This window comes from Amycolatopsis sp. NPDC058278, from assembly GCF_042881395.1.
Lineage (GTDB): Bacteria > Actinomycetota > Actinomycetes > Mycobacteriales > Pseudonocardiaceae > Amycolatopsis.
The window spans coordinates 55,323-75,856 of sequence record NZ_JBHVXZ010000043.1 but is presented as its reverse complement, the minus strand read 5'-3'; the positions used below and the strand labels follow the sequence as shown (position 1 = coordinate 75,856).

General features: G+C 70.6%; 21 protein-coding genes. 14 read left to right on the top strand and 7 right to left on the bottom strand.

From position 1 onward, the window contains the following. Positions 1 to 383 precede the first annotated feature (383 nt). Together ACFVYA_RS23120 and acpA are read right to left on the bottom strand one after the other, a co-directional pair. Positions 384 to 845 carry a hypothetical protein gene (locus ACFVYA_RS23120; protein ID WP_387047789.1) on the bottom strand — a complete coding sequence of 154 codons (462 nt, stop codon included), beginning with the start codon at positions 843 to 845 and terminating at the stop codon, positions 384 to 386. A gap of 567 nt (positions 846 to 1,412) precedes the next feature. After that, on the bottom strand, positions 1,413 to 3,104 hold the full coding sequence (acpA, locus tag ACFVYA_RS23115; protein WP_387047787.1) for an acid phosphatase: 1,692 nt from the start codon (positions 3,102 to 3,104) through the stop codon (positions 1,413 to 1,415). 96 nt (positions 3,105 to 3,200) lie between these two features. Between acpA and ACFVYA_RS23110 the strand changes: the two genes are divergently transcribed. From ACFVYA_RS23110 to ACFVYA_RS23090, 5 genes are all read left to right on the top strand, one after another. Beyond that, complete coding sequence (locus ACFVYA_RS23110; protein ID WP_387047785.1) at positions 3,201 to 3,329, top strand: hypothetical protein; 129 nt, start codon at positions 3,201 to 3,203, stop codon at positions 3,327 to 3,329. Positions 3,330 to 3,586: 257 nt separating this feature from the next. Continuing rightward, entirely contained in the window at positions 3,587 to 4,492 is a 906-nt protein-coding gene (locus ACFVYA_RS23105; protein ID WP_387047784.1) for an ABC transporter ATP-binding protein, read from the top strand. A 10-nt stretch (positions 4,493 to 4,502) separates the two neighbouring features. Continuing rightward, on the top strand, positions 4,503 to 5,246 hold the full coding sequence (locus tag ACFVYA_RS23100) for an ABC transporter permease (RefSeq protein WP_387047782.1): 744 nt from the start codon (positions 4,503 to 4,505) through the stop codon (positions 5,244 to 5,246). Further along, on the top strand, positions 5,237 to 6,055 hold the full coding sequence (locus ACFVYA_RS23095) for a glycosyltransferase family 39 protein (RefSeq protein ID WP_387047780.1): 819 nt from the start codon (positions 5,237 to 5,239) through the stop codon (positions 6,053 to 6,055). Before ACFVYA_RS23100 ends, ACFVYA_RS23095 begins: the two co-directional genes overlap by 10 nt. A gap of 6 nt (positions 6,056 to 6,061) precedes the next feature. Continuing rightward, positions 6,062 to 6,742 carry a hypothetical protein gene (locus tag ACFVYA_RS23090; RefSeq protein ID WP_387047778.1) on the top strand — a complete coding sequence of 227 codons (681 nt, stop codon included), beginning with the start codon at positions 6,062 to 6,064 and terminating at the stop codon, positions 6,740 to 6,742. A 285-nt stretch (positions 6,743 to 7,027) separates the two neighbouring features. On the opposite strand, the gene ACFVYA_RS23085 is transcribed toward ACFVYA_RS23090, so the two are convergent. After that, positions 7,028 to 7,390, bottom strand: coding sequence for a hypothetical protein (locus ACFVYA_RS23085; protein WP_387047777.1), 363 nt, complete (start codon positions 7,388 to 7,390; stop codon positions 7,028 to 7,030). Position 7,391: 1 nt separating this feature from the next. Beyond that, complete coding sequence (locus ACFVYA_RS23080) at positions 7,392 to 8,273, bottom strand: helix-turn-helix transcriptional regulator (protein ID WP_387047775.1); 882 nt, start codon at positions 8,271 to 8,273, stop codon at positions 7,392 to 7,394. 184 nt (positions 8,274 to 8,457) lie between these two features. Here ACFVYA_RS23080 and ACFVYA_RS23075 point away from each other — a divergent pair, with 184 nt between their 5' ends. From ACFVYA_RS23075 to ACFVYA_RS23050, 6 genes are all read left to right on the top strand, one after another. Then, positions 8,458 to 9,318 (top strand): SDR family oxidoreductase, encoded by an 861-nt coding sequence (locus ACFVYA_RS23075; protein WP_387047773.1) that lies wholly within the window; start codon positions 8,458 to 8,460, stop codon positions 9,316 to 9,318. 33 nt (positions 9,319 to 9,351) lie between these two features. Then, positions 9,352 to 10,044, top strand: coding sequence for a type 1 glutamine amidotransferase domain-containing protein (locus ACFVYA_RS23070; protein ID WP_387047771.1), 693 nt, complete (start codon positions 9,352 to 9,354; stop codon positions 10,042 to 10,044). A 29-nt stretch (positions 10,045 to 10,073) separates the two neighbouring features. Next, positions 10,074 to 11,558 carry an NAD-dependent succinate-semialdehyde dehydrogenase gene (locus ACFVYA_RS23065; RefSeq protein WP_387047792.1) on the top strand — a complete coding sequence of 495 codons (1,485 nt, stop codon included), beginning with the start codon at positions 10,074 to 10,076 and terminating at the stop codon, positions 11,556 to 11,558. Continuing rightward, positions 11,555 to 13,003, top strand: coding sequence for an adenylosuccinate lyase family protein (locus ACFVYA_RS23060; RefSeq protein WP_387047769.1), 1,449 nt, complete (start codon positions 11,555 to 11,557; stop codon positions 13,001 to 13,003). Before ACFVYA_RS23065 ends, ACFVYA_RS23060 begins: the two co-directional genes overlap by 4 nt. A 129-nt stretch (positions 13,004 to 13,132) precedes the next feature. Continuing rightward, the gene (locus ACFVYA_RS23055; protein ID WP_387047768.1) at positions 13,133 to 14,413 is read left to right on the top strand and encodes a sensor histidine kinase; all 1,281 of its coding nucleotides are present in this window, start codon (positions 13,133 to 13,135) and stop codon (positions 14,411 to 14,413) included. Beyond that, positions 14,410 to 15,039, top strand: a complete 630-nt coding sequence (locus ACFVYA_RS23050) for a response regulator transcription factor (protein WP_285990864.1) — start codon at positions 14,410 to 14,412, stop codon at positions 15,037 to 15,039. The genes ACFVYA_RS23055 and ACFVYA_RS23050 overlap by 4 nt, the downstream gene beginning before the upstream one ends. An 80-nt stretch (positions 15,040 to 15,119) precedes the next feature. Here the strand turns inward: ACFVYA_RS23050 and ACFVYA_RS23045 are convergent, their stop codons facing one another. The 3 genes from ACFVYA_RS23045 to ACFVYA_RS23035 all read right to left on the bottom strand — a co-directional run bounded on the left by ACFVYA_RS23045 (position 15,120) and on the right by ACFVYA_RS23035 (position 18,218). Continuing rightward, a complete protein-coding gene (locus tag ACFVYA_RS23045; protein WP_387047765.1) occupies positions 15,120 to 16,301 on the bottom strand; it encodes a hypothetical protein in 1,182 nt (393 codons plus the stop codon). Positions 16,302 to 16,482: 181 nt separating this feature from the next. Continuing rightward, positions 16,483 to 18,024 carry an FAD-dependent oxidoreductase gene (locus ACFVYA_RS23040; protein WP_387047764.1) on the bottom strand — a complete coding sequence of 514 codons (1,542 nt, stop codon included), beginning with the start codon at positions 18,022 to 18,024 and terminating at the stop codon, positions 16,483 to 16,485. Continuing rightward, positions 18,021 to 18,218, bottom strand: a complete 198-nt coding sequence (locus ACFVYA_RS23035) for a hypothetical protein (RefSeq protein WP_387047762.1) — start codon at positions 18,216 to 18,218, stop codon at positions 18,021 to 18,023. The genes ACFVYA_RS23040 and ACFVYA_RS23035 overlap by 4 nt, the downstream gene beginning before the upstream one ends. A gap of 227 nt (positions 18,219 to 18,445) precedes the next feature. On the opposite strand from ACFVYA_RS23035, the gene ACFVYA_RS23030 reads away from it, so the two are divergent. The 3 genes from ACFVYA_RS23030 to ACFVYA_RS23020 all read left to right on the top strand — a co-directional run bounded on the left by ACFVYA_RS23030 (position 18,446) and on the right by ACFVYA_RS23020 (position 20,487). Then, a complete protein-coding gene (locus ACFVYA_RS23030; RefSeq protein ID WP_387047760.1) occupies positions 18,446 to 18,577 on the top strand; it encodes a hypothetical protein in 132 nt (43 codons plus the stop codon). Positions 18,578 to 18,685: 108 nt separating this feature from the next. Then, the gene (locus ACFVYA_RS23025) at positions 18,686 to 19,816 is read left to right on the top strand and encodes a sensor histidine kinase (protein ID WP_387047758.1); all 1,131 of its coding nucleotides are present in this window, start codon (positions 18,686 to 18,688) and stop codon (positions 19,814 to 19,816) included. After that, positions 19,813 to 20,487, top strand: coding sequence for a response regulator (locus tag ACFVYA_RS23020; RefSeq protein ID WP_387047757.1), 675 nt, complete (start codon positions 19,813 to 19,815; stop codon positions 20,485 to 20,487). Before ACFVYA_RS23025 ends, ACFVYA_RS23020 begins: the two co-directional genes overlap by 4 nt. Positions 20,488 to 20,534: the final 47 nt, after the last annotated feature.

Below are 20,534 nucleotides of genomic sequence, written 5' to 3'. Positions count from 1 at the left end.
CATCGCTGAGAACCAGCTCAACCTTGGACCGTCCACGACCCGCCATCACCGCATCCTACAAATAGATAGCGGACTTCAGGCGCAGGACACTAGCCCCGGGTCGTAGCGCTTGGGCCGGGGTGGCCACCAGCCGCTCGGTATCGAACTCTCCGTTGGTCACCCGGACGCGTTGCACGGGTTGGCGGGATCATCCGGGCCCGCACGGCTCCGTTCAGGATCGTCGAGAACAGCGCGAAGTACGAGGACACCGACGACTCGGCGAATTCATCGTGGAGTTCCGAGAGCCACCGCTCGACCTCAGCGACGATGCGGTGTTTCACTCCGACCGCGGCGTCCGGTGCACCCCGCCGGGGTAACTCCAGAGGCGCACGCGGGGAATCCGGTCACTGCACCGTCAACTGCCAGTCCAGGACGAGGGCGATTTCGTGGACAGCCGGGATCACCGTGAAGTCGAGCAGATCCGCCGCGGCCCCGATGTGCAGGAACACGCCGTCGCTGCCGGGAAACCAGATCATCTCGACCGACTCCCCGGCGGCGAACTCCACCGCCACGTCCCCGAGCCACCAGGAGTCGCTGTCGATCGCCGCCAGGAACGACGACAGCCCGTCGGCTTCGGGCTCGTCCTTGCCCAGGTACCTGGTCGTGCGCGAGCGGCCTTCGCCGGCCGCGGTGGCCACGAACCGCAGCAGCCGTCGCTTTTCCTCGGTGCCGGCGGCCTCCGGCCACTGCACCGCCAGCGATGCGAAGGTCGCGGGCACCCCGGTCCGGGTCACGAACTCGGGGGCCACGTCAGCGAACTCGCCGGGGTCGTCACGGAAGACGATCACTTCCGCCGGGTCGCTCATATCTTCCTCCAGACCCGGAACACCCGCCTCGGCGTCCGGTTCTTGCCCGTGTGGATGTGCCATCGTCCCACATGCTCCGCCACCTTCTTGGAGTATCGCCTGTTCACGGCGTGCGGTGCGGGCAGGGCGATCCGGTGCTTCTTGTAGCCGATGCCGTACCCGCCGATCTTGACCTTCCGGAGGATCTTGTTCGCGCGGCTCGCCGCGCTCGCCGAACGAGTCGTCGCGGTGAACCACCGCCCGGCCTTCGACCCACCGCGGCGACACCGCTCGCGATCGAGCCGATCGGCCCCGGCACCAAGCGGTCGCGTAAGAAGTAGAGCAGTTCGCCACCCTCTGCGCCCGGTGCGTTCGACACGGCATCCGGCTGTGGCTTCCCGAAGCGAGCGGCCCGTCGACCTGGGCGGCGCCACCGACCACGGCGACGGTCAGCCTGTTTACGATCAGGGACGCGACCGGCGCACCGGTTGCCGTGCCGCCGGCACGCTCACCGATGACCGTCGATCCGCAACCCCAGGGGCCCTGCCGGAGATCGGCGCACCCCTTCGGCCGCGGGCACCGCGTCGATCAGCTGCAGGAGGCGAGCAAGTCGGCCACCCGGGCGTCGCGGCTGCCCAGGGGCGCCAGGTGGAAGCGGTGCTCGATGGTGGCCATGATCGACGTGGTGTCGTGGGAGGTGTGGTCCACGCCGAACGGCCGGCGCAGCTGCGGCGAGATCAGCAGGGCGGGGATGCGGGTGCCGGGTCCCCACCGGTCGGCGACGGCGTGCCGGCCGGCCGGGGGTGCCACGTGGTCCCACTGGCCACCGAACTCGTCGTAGGTGACCACGATCAGCGTGTGCTCGGCGTCCGGGCCGTGCTCCACGGCCTTGATCAGGTCGACGAGGTGGCGGCTGCCGGCGTCCTCGCTGGCGTAGCCGGGGTGCTCGTTCTCCTCGCCGACCGGCTTGACGAAGCTCACCGGCTTGAGGCGACCCGCCTTGGCGGCGCTGATGAACTCGACCTCGTCCCGCAGGTGGGCGGCGCGGGCCGGCGTGCCGGGCGCCAGGCTGGCGTAGTAGTTGAACGGCTGGTGGTGGTACTGGAAGGTGGCGTCGGGGCAGTTCGGGTAGACCGCGCCGGCCGCGGTGCGCGGGCTCGTGCAGGTTCCCGGGGTGGTGCCGTTGGTCCAGCCGGGACCGCCGACGTTGCCGTTGGCGTTGTCCCAGCCGCCGGAGTACCAGGCCCAGTCCACCTTCGCGGCCGACAGGCGGTCGCCGATGGTCGGCGTGGTCTGCGGCGGCAGCCGCCGCGAAACCGGGGTGCCCGGCTGGTACGGCTGATACGGCGGCTGGACGGTGTTGACCGCGTAGTCGCCGCACACCGTCCCGGCGGGCGGCGCCCCCACGCTCACGGGGACGACGCAGCTGCCGTCGGCGTTCGCGGCCTGGGTCAGCGCCCGGTCGGCCGTGCCGGGCGTCGCCGGGTGCAGCGGGGTGCCCGCGGGGAACCCGTCCGGCCCGACGACCGAGTGCAGGTCGTCGGCACCGCCGTCGCGCACCGCCCCGGGCCAGACCGGCGTGTTCGGGGTGATCAACCACTGGTGGTTGAGGAACGACCCGCCGAACGCGCCCTGGAAGAAGTGATCGGCGACCACGTAGTCCGGCGCGTTGCGACCGTGCAGGTATTCGTAGATCGGCAGGCCGCGCGTGTCGTAGTGGCCCATGGTCAGCCCGACGGCGTCGCTGCCCGCGACATAGCGGTCCATCGCGCCGCCGTGGATCTGGTACTGCTCGTTGTAGAAGCGGTGGACCAGATCCCGGGTGCAGCCGCCGGGCAGCCCCTGCCCCTCGGGCACGCCGTTGGGCAGGAACACGCCCGGGGCCGGGCAGGTGGTGTCGGAAGGCTGGATGTACCGGTCGATCTCGAAAGGACGGTTGGTGAACGCCGAGCTGACCGGCGTCGTCCCGATCGTCCCGGTGCAGGTGACCGGCAGTGGCGGCGAAGTGAGGTTCACGTCGTTCTGCGGCAGGCACGGCAACGCCCGGCCGTCCGGCGCGACCTGGGTCTGCGGGTGGGCCCGCCGGAGCCCGTCGACGCCTTCCCAGCCGCCGAACAGGTTGTCGAAGCTGTGGTTCTCCTCGTAGATCACCACGATGTGGTCGATTCCGCGGCCGTGGGCACCGTGGTCGGGGTGTGCCGCGGCCGTGCCGGCGCTCGCCAGCAGGGCCGGCAACGCCGTGGCGACCACGGCGCCTCGCAGAACCGTCCAGGACCTCATCCCGCACCTCCAGGATCGACCGCTCTGCAGCTTCGTCCACCACAGCCCGACACACAAGGGCCGACCGCGGAATGCCCGCAACCCGCTCGACAGTTCATGCCGAAGCTGAGCCACGGTGGGAAAGTCCTTCGCCTGCCACGGCGCCCGGCAGAGTTCGCCGGGCCGGAGACGGCGTTCGCCCTGCGCGCGCTCGCGAACCCGGACCACTGCACGTTCCGCTCGTGAAACCGTTGCGGCGCCGGAAGATCGACACCCGGATCGCCGCGGCACCCAATGGCCGAGCGGGCGGCTGCCCGGTGCCGGCAGGCGGCACCGCGTCGCAAGGCACCCGGTCGGCTGGGCACTCACGCCGCCGCCCGCGCGCGGTTGACCACCGCCTCCTCCGGACGGTGGAGGCGATGCGGACCGTGGTGTTGACGCGCCGGACCGGGCCGCCGCGGGATTCTCGATCTGTCGGAAACGGATCGGGAAGGGACGGCGGCATGCCGGTCATCGAAGTCGAGCACCTCCACAAGCGGTACGGGGAAAAGGTCGCGGTCGACGACGTCTCGTTCGACGTCGAGCGCGGGGAGATCTTCGGTATCCTGGGCCCGAACGGCGCGGGCAAGACGACGACCGTGGAGTGCCTGGAAGGACTCCGGGTGCCCGACGGCGGAAGGCTGTCGGTGCTGGGGCTCGACCCGCGCCGCGACCGCGCCGAGTTGCGCCAGCGCGTCGGGGTCCAGCTCCAAGAGAGCCGGCTGCAGGACAAGCTGCGGGTCGGCGAGCTGCTCGACCTCTACGCCGCGTTCTACCGGACGCCGGCCGACCCCGGCGAGCTGCTGGCCACGCTCGGCTTGGCCGAGCACCGGAACACCGCGTACAAGAAGCTCTCCGGGGGCCAGCAGCAACGGTTGTCCATCGCGCTCGCGCTGGTCGGGAGCCCGGAGGTGGCGGTGCTCGACGAGCTCACCACCGGCCTCGACCCGCAGGCCCGCCGCGATACGTGGGACCTCGTCGAGACCGTACGCGCCCAAGGCGTGACGATCGTGCTGGTCACGCACTTCATGGAGGAAGCCGAACGGCTCTGCGACCGGATCGCCGTCATCGACGCCGGCCGGGTCGTCGCCGTCGACACGCCGGCCGGGCTGGTCGCCGGGGTGACCGACGAGCAGGTCGTGCGGTTCCGGCCGTCGGCGCCGCTGGACCCCCGCGTGCTCGAAGCGCTGCCGGAGGTCGGCCGCGTCGAGCGGCGCGGCGAGCAACTCGTCGTCAGCGGCCACGGCAACGTGCTCCACGCGGTGACCTCGCTGCTGGCCCGCCTGGGGGTGATCGCCGGGGAACTGCGCGTCGAGCAGGCCGGCCTCGACGACGCGTTCGCGGCCCTGACCGGCCACCGGCCGGAATGAAGGGGAGACCATGTCCGTCCTGACCAAGCTGACCACCGCCGAGGCGAAGGTGTTCCTCCGGGACCCGGGCGCGCCGGCCGTCGTCGTCGGCATCCCGCTCGCGCTGCTGCTGGTGTTCGGGCTGCTGCCCGGTGTGAACGAGCCGGATCCCGAGTTCGGCGGGCACAGCGTGCTGGCCACCTTGATCGCGCCGATGGCCATCACGATCCTGCTGGCCATGCTGGCGCTGACGCTGTTCCCGGCCGCGATGGGCACCTACCGCGAAAAAGGCCTGCTGAAGCGGCTTTCCGCGAGTCCTGTGTCGCCGAGCCTGCTGCTCGCCGCGCAGCTGCTGGTGAACCTCGCCGCCGCCGTCGTCGTGGTCGCGCTGATCGCCGGGGTCGGCGGGTTCGCGCTCGGCATCCCGTTGCCGGGCAACCCGGGCGGCTTCCTGCTGTCGCTCGTGCTCGGGGCCGTCGCGCTGTTCTCCGTCGGCCTGCTGGTCGCTGCCCTTGCGCCGACCGGCCGCGCGGCCAGTGGCATCGGGAGCGCGCTGTTCTTCCCGATGCTGGCGCTGGGCGGGGTCTGGGTGCCGAAGGAGAAGCTGCCGGTCTTCCTGCAGCACGTCGCCGACGTCCTGCCGTTGGGAGGCACGCTCAATGCGCTGCGTGCCACCTGGGCCGGCGACGCCCCGGAGCTGCTCCAGCTCGGCGCGATGGCCGTCTTCGCCGTCGTCTGCTCGACGATCGCGGCGCGGGTGTTCCGGTGGGAGTGACGATCGCGCCCGCTCCGGCCCCGGTCCGGCCGGTCGCGCCGGTCGCCGGGGTCCCGGTGGCGATCGTGACCGGGCTGATGGCGATCCCGTTGCTGCTGACGGCGAACCGCTACGGCTACGCCGGCGACGAGCTGTACTTCCTGGCCGCCGGCCGGCACCTCGCCTGGGGATACGTCGACCAGCCTCCGCTGCTTCCGTTGCTGGCCAGGGCGATGGACGCGCTCGGGCACTCGCCGTTCGTGCTGCGGATCCCGGCGATGCTGGCCGCGCTCGCCGGAATCGCGCTCACCGCGTTGATCACTCGCGAGCTGGGCGGCGGCGCGAAGGCCCAGACGCTCGCCGCGGCCACCTTCGGCGTGTCGGCGGAGCTCCTGGCGGGCGGGCACTACCTCGCGACGTCCACAGTGGACCCTTTACTGTGGACACTGGTGCTGTGGCTGCTGGTCCGCTGGCTGCGCACCCGCGCCGACGGCATGCTCGTCTGGGCCGGCGTGGTCACGGCGATCGCGCTGTACACGAAGTTCCTCATCGGCGGCTTCTGGCTCGCCGCCGGGGTCGCGGTCCTCGTGTGCGGACCGCGGGAACTGCTGCGCCTGCCCGGGTTGTGGCTCGGCGCCGCGATCGCCGCGGTGGCGCTGGTGCCGACGCTGCTCTGGCAGGCCACGCACGGCTGGCCGCAGCTGGGCATGGGCGCGGCGATCTCGGCGGAAGTCGACGGCACCTGGGGTGGCCGGGTGGCGTTCGTGCCGGGGGCGTTGCTCGTCGCCGGGCTCCCGGTCGGTGTCGTCTTGCTCAGCTACGGCCTGTAGCGGCTCTTGCGCAGCCGGGAACTCCGCTTCCTCGGCTGGACGGTGGTGCTGCTGACCGTGGTGTTCCTGGTGGTGAACGGCCGGTTCTACTACCTCGCCGGGATGTATCCGGTGTGCTTCGCGATGGCCGCGGTCGCGCTCGAACGCGGGGAGCCGGCGCGCTGGTGGCGGTGGATCGCGACCTGGCCGTGCTATGCGCTGTCCGCGTTGCTCGTCCTGCCCGTCGCGCTGCCGGTCTGGCCGCGGGCGTGGCTGATCGAGCACCCGTCGCTGCCGTCCCCGGTGCTGGCCTTCACCGAGATCGGTTCGCCGGAGGCCGCTCTCTCGGTGGCCGGCGCGTTCACGCAGCTGTCCGAGCGAGCTCGGACCGCTGTGGTGACCGAGACCTACTGGCAGGCCAGCGCGCTCGACCGCTACGGCCGCGACCTCGGCCTGCCGGAGCCGGCCAGCGGAAACCGCGGGTACGCGACGCTGGTCGTGCCGTCCGAGGAGCTGACCGACGTGCTGTTCGTGGGCGCCGACCCGGGGCCGCTGCTCGGGCATTTCGCCGGCTTGCGGCCGATCGGGAAAGTGGACACCGGTGCGGCGAAGCCGAGCTACTTCGACGGCGTGCCGTTGTGGCTCGCGAGCGGCCGGACCGAGCCGTGGTCCACGCTGTGGCCGAAGCTGGCGAACACCCATACGTGAGCTGCGTCCCCGGCGTCACCGTCCGCGCGGGACGCCGGGGTGGGCGATGAACCGCGCCACCACCTGATCGGCCGGCTCCGGGGGCAGCGCCCTTTCCAGATCCCTTCCACGGTGGCCGGCATCGCACGGAAGTGGCCGAAGGCGTTGCGTAGAACTGTTTTTCCGATAGGCCTTGACGATCACCCGGGCGAGGTCTGCAGGCACACCTCGGCGACTCCCGGCGGAGAGGGAAAAGCTCCGCGGAGTTTCGAGGACGTCCTCGGCCAGACCTCGACGCACTCAACCCTACGGCGCCGCGACCGCCATCGCGGTGATCACGTGGACGACACCGGCGACGGCCGGCCCCACGGTCATGCGTATCTCGCGCCGCCGAGCGCCGATGACGGCGTCGCCGGCCTGGACGACCGCGGCGGTGATGAGCACCAGCGCGCTGACCGGCCCGGATGCGACGAACGGCACCGCGCAGCCGAGAAGTCCCAGCGGCACCCCTCTGACCGAGTACATCCATGCGTAGAAGCGCTCGCCCCCGGTCGGTGTCTTCTCGTGGCTCAGGGCCGACGGCCGGACAGCCGCCACGATCGCGAATCCGGTGGACACCAGGGAGACGATGCCGTTGAGCGCGGCCAGCCAGATCATTCCCGCACTCATGTCACTGCTCGGTGATCTCGGGGTTCGGTTCGAGGGCGGGAGTGGACGCGGTCCAGCTGGCGAGGATGTCCATGGCTCGTCGTGAAGGTGATCCGGGTTCGGTGGTGTAGATGAACAGGGTGGTCTCCGGGTCGCCGGGGAGGGTGAGGGTTTCGTATTCGACGGTGAGGTCTCCGACGAGGTTGTGCCGGAGGCGTTTCGAGCCGTGGGTGCGCTGGTGGACGCGGTGTTGTTCCCACCATTGGTCGAATTCGGGGCTGTGTTCGCGCAGTTCGGTGACGAGGTCGGTGGTGGCGCGGTCGCCGGGGTTGCGGCCGACTTCGAACCGGAGGCTTTCGACGGCGGCACGGGCTTGGTCGGGCCAGTCGAGGAAGAGGGCCCGGGCGCCGTCGCCGAGGAACATCCAGCGGGCGTAGTTGCGGTGGGTGGCCGGGAGCTGGTCGAAGTCGGTGAAGAGGGCTTTGGCCATGCGGTTGGCGGCGAGGATGTCGGTGCGGCGGCCGAGGATGAGGGCGGGCTCGCCGTCGAGGGCGTCGAGGAGCTGGTAAAGGCCGGGGCGGACGCGCTGGACGTCGCGGGTCCGGCCGGGGGTGGGTGTCGAGGTCAGGCCGATGAGGTCGTTGAGGTGGGCGCGTCCGGCGTCGTCGAGGCCGAGGGCGCGGCCGATGGCTTCGACGACGGCGGCGGAGGGAACGATGCGGCGGCCTTGTTCGAGGCGGGCGTAGTAGTCGGTGGACACGCCGGCGAGGCGGGCGACTTCTTCGCGGCGGAGGCCGGGTACGCGGCGGACGCGGCCGTCGGGGGGCAGGCCGGCGCGGGTGGGGTCGATCTGGCTTCGGGCGCGCCGCAGGAAATCGGCGAGTTCCTGATTGGTCCTGTGCACGGGTTCGAGTATCCCCGAGCCGGCGCGGTCCTGGGTGGACCGGCGAGTCCCAGGTTCCCAAGACCGCGCCTCCGGAGGGCGCGAGATAGGCCCCCGAACGGGCTTGCGGTGGGCGAATCTTGAAGCACGCCACCACGGGAACACCCCGGAGGCGGAGCCCCGAAATCGCGAGAAAAGGACGACCATGAGTTTCCCGACGGATCGACCCGCGACCTGGTTCGTGACCGGCACTTCCCGCGGCCTGGGCCTGGAGCTCGTCACGCAGCTGCTCCGGCGTGGCGACCAGGTCGCCGCGACGACCCGTTCCACGGAGCGGCTGCTGGCCGCCGTCGGTGACCGCGTCGACACTGCACGGCTGCTGCCGCTGACCGTCGACCTGCGTGACGACGAGCAGGTCCGGCAGGCTGTCCGCCGGGCCACTGAGCGTTTCGGCGGCCTCGACGTGGTCGTCAACAACGCCGGCTACGGCTACCTGGCCGCCGTGGAGGAGACGAGTGCCCGCGACGTCCGCGACATGCTCGACGTCCAGGTCGTCGGGGTGTGGAACGTCTTGCGGGCCACGCTGCCGCTCCTTCGCGAGCAGAAGAGCGGTCACGTGGTCAACGTGTCGTCGGTTCTCGGGCTGACCGCGGTTGCGGGCTGGGGCCTCTACTGCGCGGGCAAGTTCGCGCTCGAGGGTCTCACCGAAGCGCTGGCCCAGGAGATGGCCGGCTTCGACGTGAAGGTCACCATCGTCGAGCCCGGCTACTTCCGCACCGATTTCCTCACCACCGGCTCGCTCGCGCTGCCCGCCTCGACGACGGATGCGTACCCGGATCTGCGTGAGATGACCGAGAACCACCTGAAGCTCTCACGCAGCCAGCTGGGCGACCCGGTCAAGGGCGCGGAGGCGATCATCCGCCAGGTCGTCAGCGGCGAGGGCCCGCTGCGCCGGCTGCTCGGCTCGGATGCCCACGCCTACGCCACCGCGAAGGTCGACGCCCTGCGCGCGAACCTCGAGGTCACCGCGCAGACCGCCGGTGCCACCGACTTTGCCGATGCCTGAGAATTCGCCGATCCGTCAGAGAAAGGAACAATCGTGCGCAAGATCCTGATCGTCATGTCGGCCGCGAGCATCTGGGAGCGCACCGACGGCTCGGAATACCCGACGGGGTACTGGGCCGAAGAGGTCGCTGCGCCGCACGAGAAGTTCGTGCAGGCCGGATTCACGGTCGACTTCGCTTCCCCGGGCGGGGTTCTGCAGCCGCTCGACGCCCACAGCGCCGACCCGGAGATCGCCGGCCCGGACTGCGCGCACTACGTGGCGCACGCCGCGCGGGCGCTGAGTGAGTTCGGTCCGCTGCTCAAGCTGGACGAGATCGACATCGACGACTACGCCGCCGTCGTCATCCCCGGCGGGCACGGTCCGGTGGTCGACCTCTACCGGGACCGTGACCTCGGCCGCCTGCTCACCGAGGCGGACGCGGCCGGGAAGATCATCGGGGCCGTTTGCCATGGCCCGGCCGGCCTTCTGTCCGCTGTGGACGAAGACGGCAAGTGGCTGTTCGCGGGCCGGGAGATGACGGCCTTCACCGACGAGGAGGAGCAGAGCTTCGGCACCGCGGAAGGCGCTCCGTGGCTGCTGGCCGGCACGCTGCGCCAGAAGGGCGCGAAGCACTCCGGCGGACCGGCGTACCAAGCGCACAACGTGCAGGACCGGAACCTCTTCACCGGCCAGAACCCGGCCTCCAGCGCCCCCATGGCCGAGGCCATGATCGCCGCCCTCGCATAGGAAGGAGCGTGGAACCCGTGGTCACCTTTCTGCCTCGACCCGATGCCGTCGGACGTGTCGAGAAGGGCTTGTTCATCGGCGGTCGATGGCGTTCAGCGTCCGGCGGAATCAGCTTCCCGGTGGAGGATCCGGCCACCGGGCGGACACTGTGCGAAGTGTCGGACGCGACCCCGGAGGATGCGCTGGCCGCCCTTGACGCGGCCAGTGCCGCCCAGGCGAAGTGGGCTGCGGTACCCCCGCGCCGGCGGGGCGAGATCCTTCGGCGGGCTCACGATCTGCTGATCGAGCGCATCGACGAGTTCGCGTTGCTGATCACCCTGGAGATGGGCAAGTCACTGGCCGAATCCCGGGCGGAGGTCGAGTACGGCGCGAACTACTTGCGCTGGTTCGGCGAGGAAGCCGTCCGGATCGACGGGAGCTGGAAGGTCAGCGAGGACGGCACCGCCCGGGTGCTGGTCACCCGGCAGCCGGTCGGGCCCTGCCTGCTGATCACGCCGTGGAACGCGCCGCTGGCCATGCCGGCCCGCAAGATCGGCCCGGCCGTGGCGGCGGGCTGCACCATGGTGGTCAAACCCGCGCCGCAGACACCCCTGACGACGGCCGCGTTGGCGGCGCTCCTGACCGAAGCCGGTCTCCCCGGTGGCGTGCTCAACGTCGTTCCCACGACACGAGCCGCCGCGATCACCGAGCCCCTCCTCCGGGACGGCCGGCTGCGCAAGTTGTCGTTCACCGGCTCCACGCCCGTCGGCCGCACGTTGCTGTCCCAGGCCGCAGGCACCGTCTTGCGGACCTCGATGGAGCTGGGGGGCAATGCTCCGTTCATCGTCTGCCGCGCCGCCGACATCGACGCCGCGGTCGAGGGTGCGGTGACCGCCAAGCTCCGCAACGTCGGTGAGGCCTGTATCGCCGCCAATCGCTTCCACGTCCACGCCGGCGTCGTCGACGAGTTCAGTGAGAAGCTCGTCGCGCGGATGAGCACCATCACCGTCGGACCCGGCACGGACCCCGCCTCCGACCTCGGGCCGATGATCGACGAGCGCCAGCGGCGCCGGGTCGCGGACCTGGTCGACGAAACCGTCGACGCGGGTGCCCGGGTGCGCACCGGCGCCCGGGTTCCCGAGGGACCGGGCTACTTCTACCCGCCCACCGTCCTCACCCACGTCCCCGCCGGCACGCGCATCACCCGCGAGGAGATCTTCGGTCCGGTCGCGGCCATCCAGACGTTCGCCACCGAAGCCGAAGTCCTGCACGACGCCAACAACACCGAGTTCGGTCTCGTGAGCTATCTCTACACCCGGGATCTGAATCAGGCGCTCCGGATGAGCGAACAGCTCGAAACGGGCATGGTGGGTCTCAACCGCGGTTACGTGTCCGACCCGAGCGCGCCCTTCGGGGGGATGAAGCAGTCCGGCATCGGCCGGGAAGGGGGCAACACCGGGATCGACGAGTACCTGGAGCAGAAGTACGTGGCCATCCACACGGGCACTCCGCACCGCGGAGAGGCCGGGCGATGACCGGCAGCACCGTTTTCGACTCGTTCTTGTTCCGGGACCTGTTCGGGACGGCCGAGATGCGCGCTGTCTTCGATGATCGGTCCTATGTGGACCAGGTCGTGCGCGTCGAAGTCGCCTTGGCGCAGGCCGAAGCGCGGGTCGGCGTCATCCCGCGCGACAGTGCGGACGTGATCGCGGCATCGTGCGACGCGGCGCGACTGGACCGTGATCGGCTTCGCCGCGACACGGAGAGGGTCGGCTACCCGATCCTGCCCATCGTCGGGCAACTCGCCGAGCACTGTGGTGACGCCGGCGGCTATCTGCATTGGGGAGCCACCACCCAGGACATCATGGACACGGCGACGGTTCTCCAGTGCGCCGAGGGCTTGGCCCTGGTCTCGGATGCGCTCGATCGCCTGCGTGCGCACTTGCGCCGGCTGGCCGCGGAGCACATCGACACGGTGACCGCCGGCCGGACTCACCTCCAGCACGCGCTGCCCGTCACCTTCGGCTACCGGGTGGCCGTCTGGTTGTCCGCCCTGGACCGGCACGCCGATCGGCTGACGGCTGTGCGGGAGCGGGACCTGATGGTGCAGTTCGGGGGAGCGGCGGGAACCCTGGCTTCTCTCGGCCCGGGCCCGGCCGGCCTTCGGGTCCGGGCCGAACTGGCGGCGGAACTCGGCCTTCGCGACCCCGAGATCACGTGGCACGTCGCGCGGGACGGCCTTGCCGAGATCGTCGGCCTGCTCGCCGCGATCGGTGCTTCGGTCGGCAAGATCGGCACCGATGTCGCGTTGATGTGCTCGACGGAGTTCGGCGAACTCGCCGAACCTTTCGTGCCAGGCCGGGGGGCCAGCTCCACCATGCCCCAGAAACGCAACCCCATCTCCAGCGAGCTCATGGTGGCGGCGGCGAAGCTGCTTCGTGACAAGTCCTCCGCCATGCTCGACGCGATGGTGCAGGACTTCGAGCGCGCCACCGGTCCGTGGCACGTCGAATGGGCCGTGATCGCTGAGGCATTCCTGCTGCTCGCCTCCTCGCTATCCCAGGCCGAGCAGGCGATGGCCGGCCTGCAGGTCGACGCGGAGCGAATGCGGGCCAACCTGAGCTTGACCGGCGGGCTCATCGCCGCGGAAGCCGTGATGATGGCGCTCGCACCCGAAATCGGCCGTCAGCACGCCCACAAACTCGTCTACGCGGCCTGCAGCCGAGTACGGGACACCGGCACCGAGCTGGCCGTCGAACTGCGCAAGGACCCGGACGTCACGGCAATCCTCGGCGACGACCGGATCGACGCGCTCTGCCACCCCGCCGGTTACCTGGGAAGCGCGCAGGACATGGTCCGCAGCGCAGTGGGGGTTGCCGTGGAACGAACCGACGCGGAGGACCGAGACGGCGTTCGTCGGTTCAAGAGGTGCGAAGAGGCACGCCCCCGCCTTGCCCGTCATCCTCCGATCGGAGGATGACGGGGTCCACCGCGTCCGCGGTGATCCCGGCCCTCGTGGTCGATCCGGCACGCCCCGGCGGGCGGCAGGCTTTGCTTACACCGGGAAAGGACGTGCGATCATTGCCGGACACCATGCTGGGAGCGGGTCGTGAGTGTCGAGGCCGAGTTGCGCGAGGAGTTCGACCGCTGGGAGCGCAAGGAGACCGCGGTCCTGAAGGTGCTCCCGTACTCGCTGCTGGCGGTCAGCGTCGTGATGACCCTGCTGCAGCCGCTCTGGAACGGGGAGGTGCACCTTCCAGGGGTGCTCGGGCTCTCCGCTCTGCTCGCCGCGTGGGTGATGTGGTTCCACACCTTCCATCCGGAGTTGCACCGCAACGGCCCGCTGATGGGTCTGTACTACACGGGGCTCGTGGCGGTGACCGCCTGCCTGGTGCTGCTCACACCCTGGTTCGGCTTCTTCGCCTTCGTCGGCTACGTGCACGCCTTCCAATACCTGAAGGGCCGGTGGCGCTACGCCGGCGTGGTCGCCACGTCCGCGGTCTCGGCGGTCTCCTACGTGGGCGGGGCCGCCAACATCATGGCCGGCGAGTGGTGGAAGTGGCCCGCCGTCAGCGCGCTCACCACGGTCATGGCCACGGTGGCCTTCCACGCCGACGTGATGTCCGACCGGCGCAACCACCGGCAGAAGCGGGCGCTGGTCGAGCTGCACAAGGCCAACGCCGAGCTGGAGACCGCACTGGCGGAGAACGCGGGCCTGCACGCTCAGCTGCTGGCGCAGGCCCGCGAGGCCGGCGTGCTCGAAGAGCGGCAGCGGATGGCGCGGGAGATCCACGACACCCTGGCGCAAGGGCTGGCCGGCATCCTCACCCAGCTCCAGGCCGCCGAGCAGGCGTCGCACGTGCCGGCGGTGTCGCGCCGTCACGTGGAGAACGCGCTGGACTTGGCCCGTGAGAGCCTCATCGAGGCCCGCCGGACGGTGCACGCGGTGGGACCGTCCGCGCTGGCGGAAGCCCGCCTCCCGGACGCGATCGGCGACGTGGCCGAGCGCTGGTCGAAGGTGAACCGCGTCGAAGCGGAGCTGACCACGACCGGCGACGCCCGGCCGATGCACACCGACGTCGAGGTGACCCTGCTGCGGACCGCGCAGGAGGCGCTCGCCAACGTCGCCAAGCACGCACGAGCCGGTCGGGTTTCCCTGACCCTGTCGTACATGGAGGACCTGGTGACGCTCGACGTGCTGGACGACGGAGTGGGCTTCCGGCCCGACGCCAAACGCGCCGACAGCTCCGCGGACGGAGGCTACGGGCTCGCCGGCATGCGGCGGCGGGTGCAGCTCCTCGCCGGGCGGCTGGACATCGAGTCCGAGCCGGGCGGGGGCACCGCGATCACCGTGACGGTGCCGGCGATCCCCGCCGGGAGCGAGAGGTGATCTCACTGCTGATCGTCGACGACCACCCGGTGGTGCGGGACGGGCTGCGCGGCATGTTCGGCGCCGATCCGCGCTTCGAGGTGGTCGGCGAAGCCGGTGACGGTGCGGAAGCGGTCTCGGCCGCGGAGCACCTCCGCCCCGACGTGATCCTCATGGACCTGCGGATGCCCGGGACCGACGGGGTCGCCGCCATCAAGGAGCTGGCGAAGCGCGGGGTGCCGTCACGGGTGCTGGTGCTCACCACGTACGACACCGACAGCCACGTGCTGCCGGCCATCGAAGCCGGCGCCACCGGCTACCTGCTCAAGGAGGCGCCGAGGGCGGAGCTCGTCCGCGCGGTGGAGGCTGCCGCGCGCGGACAGGCGGTGCTTTCTCCCACCGTCGCGACGAGGCTCCTGGGCCAGGTGCGCAAACCCGCCCCGGCCCTGCTGTCCCGGCGCGAGCTTGAAGTGCTGGAGCTGATCGCCCAAGGCTCGACGAACCGCGAGGCGGCAAAGCGGCTCTACATCAGCGAGACGACGGTCAAGACGCACCTGCTGCACGTCTACGCAAAGCTGGGCGTCAACGACCGGGCAGCCGCCGTGGCCGCCGCGTTCTCCCTGGGCTACCTGGCGCCTCGGGACTGACGGCCGACACATCCACCACGCCATCCTCAGCATCGCTTGCACGATCATCTGCCTACGCAAGCTCATTTTGAACTGATCTCTTAGCGCAGAAACCCGCAGATCAGCAGCCCGAATACAAGCAGGTCCGGGCCGCGCGCCAGCTGCCGCACGAGGCCTGTCGGGATGAGGACGCCCTCGTACAGCATGAGATTCATCGCGCTGAAATCAACTGGGCCGCGGGTCACAGAGCGAACCACGGCGTACGCGGCCACCAGCACCGCGACCAGCGACGCGAGCGACACCGGCACGCCCAGCAGGACCACCGCCGAAGTCCAGAAGACCGCGAGAACCACCAAGACCGACGCCGTCGTCAGCCGCAGCCGGGGTTCGGACGTCGTCAACCAGCGGCGCAGCGCCGGCACGCGGTGCAACTGCGCGATCGGCGCCGCGAAAGGCAGCAGGGCCAGGTAGCCGCCGAGTCCGAGCAGCCATACGGACGACAACGCGGGAAACGTCGCGTGCACGGCGGTCACGGCGAGGGCGAGGAACACCGGCAACCCCAGCGCATGGCGGCGCGCAAGGGTCCCCACCACGACATAACGCAACGCCGGGTACCGGCCCGTCAGGCGGACCCGCGGAACAGGCCGGCCGGCGGGCAGCAGGGCCCAGACGTCGAGGAACGCCGTGGCGGTGCGCTCAGCCATCCGCTCGCCAAAAGCCCGGACCAGCTCCGGCCGTGACACCGTCACAGCGGCAGACGGTGCAAAAGCCACCACCAGCGCGGCAACAAGAGCCGCCACCGCGAAAATCCACAGTGGCCCGATCGGGAACGCGCCGAGCACAGCCGGCACGAGCGGGAGCACGGCCTCACCGCGGATTGCCGGCCGCCGAGCCATCACGAGCGCCAGGGCCGCGACGGCGAGATACAAGAAAACCGCCTGACCCGACGGAAACCCGATGAGCACCCCGGCGACCACGAAGAAGTACCCCACCGCGGCGAACCGCACAGCCCAGCCGCCCAACAGCCGTCGCGTCAGCACCCGTGGGCGGCAGCCGTCGAAGTCCGCCCAGGTCAGCGTGGCCGGGTCGGCGCGCAGGTGGCCCCGTCGCAGCGTCGCGCGCCACGCCAGAGCCAGCCCGGCGCACAGCACGGCCACGCTGCCGGACGGCCCCACCGGCGCGTCGCCGATGAGCTGCGAACGCACCAAAGCCGTGTTGTACACCGGCGACAGGACCACGCCCGCGACAATGAACCAGCAGAACATCAGATCAGGGCGCTTCACGACCCGACGCCCCGGCATGCTTCCCCCACAAAGGGCGACGATACTCAGCTCGGCAGCTCGTCCGGATACGGCCGTGCCTGAATTGAACAGCTTCCGCGTACCCACCCCGAGCCGCCACCAGCTCCTCGTGGTGACGGTGATGATGAAGTCAAGGTCACCCTGGACATCGACGTCTCGGCGGTCAAGCGCTCCGGCTGACGCCGACCCGGTCCAGGTAGTCCCGCACGGCAGTCCTGCTCGCGCCGGGTGCGCGCAGCGCGAGGTAGCCATCAGGCCGCACCAGGACGAGGGTGTCCCCGGTGACGCCGTACGCGGTCCGGGCGTGCCCCTCGACGTCCACCAGATCGGCACTGCTGCCCGGCGCGCCGACCGACACCGGCTTGATGAGTCCACTGTGGGCGGTGCCGACGTCCTGCAGTGGACCGGCGCAGGACTCGCCGAAGCCGAGCAGGGTGAAATGCGGGCCGCGGAAGGCGTCGAACAGCCGCCGTGGCGTGCCGGAGCTGTCCACGCAGGGCGCGTCGGGCGCACGATCACCGGCGCGCGGTCCATTCCCGGCGTCGCCGTCGACGGACAGCGAGCTGGCCGGGTAGCCGAGCCCGAGCTGCTGGCCGTCCGGAGGCGCGCCGTCCGCGATGTCCGTGCTGCCACCGTTGACGAACCGCTCCGCGACCCTGCGCAGCCCCTCGGCACTCACGCCGAGCGTCCACGAGGCGACCGGGAGCCGCTCCTCCTCGTAGCTGTCCAGCAGCGACTGCCGCGCGCCGGAACACACCATGGCGAGCTTCCAGCCGAGGTTGTACGCGTCCTGGATGCCGGTGTTCATGCCGAGGCCGCCGGCCGGCGGATGCACGTGCGCCGCGTCGCCGGCCAGCAACACCCGGCCCACCCTGAACCGGTCGGCCATCCGCACGTTCACCCGGTACGTGGACAGCCAGCTTGCCTTCGAGAGCCGGATGCCGTGCCCGCCGGCGAGATCGTCCACGATCCGCCGGAAGTACGGCAGCGAGGGTTCGGGGAGGCTGCCCTCCGCGCCGAAGTCGCTGAACGGCACGGCCTGCAGTTGCCAGGACCGCTCGTGGCGGAACGGGCACAAGGCCAGGAACCCGCGCCGGCGGACGGTCCACTGGTACCAGGCGTCCGGTTCGAGCCCGTCGAGCTCGACGTCCCCGAGCAGCATGGCCTGCTCCCCGTTCTCGCCCTCGAAGCGCACGCCGAGTGCCTTGCGCACGGTGCTGCGGCCGCCGTCGCAGCCGACCAGGTAGCGCGTAGCCACCCGCTCGCCGGTATCCAGCACCGCATGCACACCGTTCGCGGACTGGCTGAACTCGGCGAGGCCTGCGGCCAGTTCCACCCGCACGCCGTCCTCCGCGAGCCGCGCGCGCAGGATCCGCTCGATCCGCCACTGCGGGATCAGCAGTCCGCCGTCGTAGGGCCGATCCGGTGTGGGTGCCCGCTGGGCGTGCGGGTCGGCCTCGGCAACCAGGTCGCCGTCGAGGTACCGCCGGTGTGGCAGGTGCCGGAACCCGTAGTGCAGCACCTCGTCGGCGACACCGAGGTCGTCCAGCACCTCCTGGGTGCGTGCGGTGAGCCCCTTGCCGCGCGAACCGGGGAAGTGCTCGCCGGCTCGGTCGACGATGCGCACGTCGACGCCCCGGCGGGCCAGCTCGATGGCCAGCGTGAGCCCGGTGGGTCCGGCGCCCGCGATCAGGACGTCGGTCACCGGTCCCCCTCCTGGCGCACTGCCGGCGCCGTACCAGGCGCCTGCTGCACGATCTGCGGGAGCTGGTCGATCAGCTGCTGGTCCAGCGCGATCAGCGCCCGCACCTCGGCGTAGCCGCTGACCAACCAGGCCGGATCCCCCGCCGGGGTCCGCACCGTCCTGACCGGCGCCGACACGGCATGCATGCTCGCCATCACACCCTCCCTGATCCCGTGCGGTCACTGAAGCGATCGGCGGTGACGCTATCCGGTTTCCGGGCGGGGTGTCCTCGTGCTGGAGGTGGAGATCGGGGTGGATATCTGCCCGGGAAATCTCCACCGCGGTTCCTACCGCGAACCGACGACACACCCGCGGCGGTGTTCGTAGCGTCGTCATCAACGGTTATGCCGTCGCGATAGTGACTATCAAAGGAGCACCACTCATGTTGATCGGATCCCTGCTGGCCGGCGCTGGCCTGTTGTCCGGTGTGCCAACCGCGGTGTGGCTGACCGTGGCTGTCCTCGCCGTGGTGGGCGTGGTGGCCTTCAAGATGCGGCGGCGCCGACGGCGTTGACCACCGCCATCGTTCTCTCCCCCCGGGTCGTTGCGCTACAACAGATGCAGATGAGGAGCGACGGCGGTGGTGATAACGGGGCAATGGGTGCCACGGCGATGGTGGCCGGTGCGGCTGGGTGCAAGCCTGGCCGGACTCGGCGGCATCGTCTACGGCATCGACGCCCGCACACCGGGATTGGGTCTTCACGGTCAGGCACTGGCCGTGCTGATCTGCGTCGTGGTCGCAGGCCTGGGCTGGCTGGTCAGGACCGTCACCGTATATCTCGACAATCAGCACCGCACCCTCACCGCGACCGCCGCCGGCGGGGCGCTGGTCACCGCAGGTGGCCTGCTCATGAGCATCGCCCCCATGCCCCCGGCGCTGGCCCTGGCCGGTATGGGAGCGTTCACCGCAGCCGTGGAGCTGACACCCGCACTGGCCACGACCCTGACCGCCGCCGGCGTCCTCGTCGCGGCCGTCGGCACCGCGACGATCAACCACCAGTGGGTGGCCTTCGCCGGCTACTCCGGTGGACTCGTGGCGATCACCCTCGCGGGATTCAACCGCCGCCAGTACAAACAACGCCTCGTCCAGGCCGAACAACTGCTCACCCAAACCCGCATCGCCACCGCCGCCGACACCCGGGCCGCCGCACTGGACGAACGCACCCGCATCGCCCGCGACATCCACGACGTGCTCGCGCACTCCCTCGGCGCAGTGGCCGTGCAACTCGACGCCGCCGACGCACTCCTCGAGGCCGACACCGACGCGCCACGAGCCCGACACCACGTCCAACGCGCCCGGCACCTGGCCGTGGACGGTCTCACCGAAACCCGCCGCGCCATCGGCGCGCTACGCAACGACGCCCCACCTCTTGGCGACCAACTCTCCGCGTTGGTCGCCGACCATCACAACGACGCCGCCACACCCGCCACACTCACCATCTTCGGCGAGCCCCGCCCGCTACCGGCGAACGCCGCCCTCACTATCTACCGCACCGCGCAGGAAGGCCTCAGCAACGCGCGCAAACACGCCCCCGGCCAGCCGGTGACCCTGCACGTGCACTACCACCGCGACAACGTCGCAGTCACCATCACCAACCCCACCAGCACCACCGCCGACGGGAGCACACTCGGCGCTACCGGCGGCCGCTACGGGCTACCCGGGCTGGCCGAGCGCGCCACCCTGCTCGGGGGCACACTCATCGCAGGACAAGACGCAACCGACTGGAGCCTGCAGTTGCGGCTACCAACATGACCACCCCTGACAACCCGACGCTGCGCGTCGTCGTCGCCGACGACCAAGCCGCCGTCCGCGAGGGTCTCGTCACCCTGCTCGACCTCCTCCCCGACATCGCCGTCGTCGGCGCCGCCGCCGACGGCGACCACGCCCTCACCCTCGTCGAACAACACGCCCCCGACGTGGTGCTGATGGACCTGCGCATGCCCGGCGTCGACGGCATCGAAGCCACCCGACGCATCCATGACCACCACCCCGCCACAAAAATTGTCGTGCTCACCACCTACAGCGACGACACCTCCATCCTCGACGCCCTGCGCGCCGGCGCACTGGGCTACCTCACCAAAGACGCCGGCCGCGACCGCATCGCCCAAGCCATCCACACCGTCGCCGCGGGACAAGCCGTCCTCGACCCCACCGTCCACGCCCGCCTGCTCGCCGCAACCGCGCATCCCCCAGCCCACCCGGACACGCCACCGTCAGCACCACCAGACGGGCTCACCACCCGCGAAACCGAAGTCCTCACCCAGCTCGCCGCCGGACACTCCAACACCGAAATCGCCCGACAACTCTTCGTCAGCGAAACAACCATCAAAACCCACATCAACCACATCTACGCCAAAATCGGCGCCGCCGACCGCGCCCAAGCCGTCCGCTACGCCTACCAACACCACCTCACCCAGCCGTAACCCATCAGGCTCCTCCCGGGGAACGCGGTCGCCGGTCCTCGGCGTGA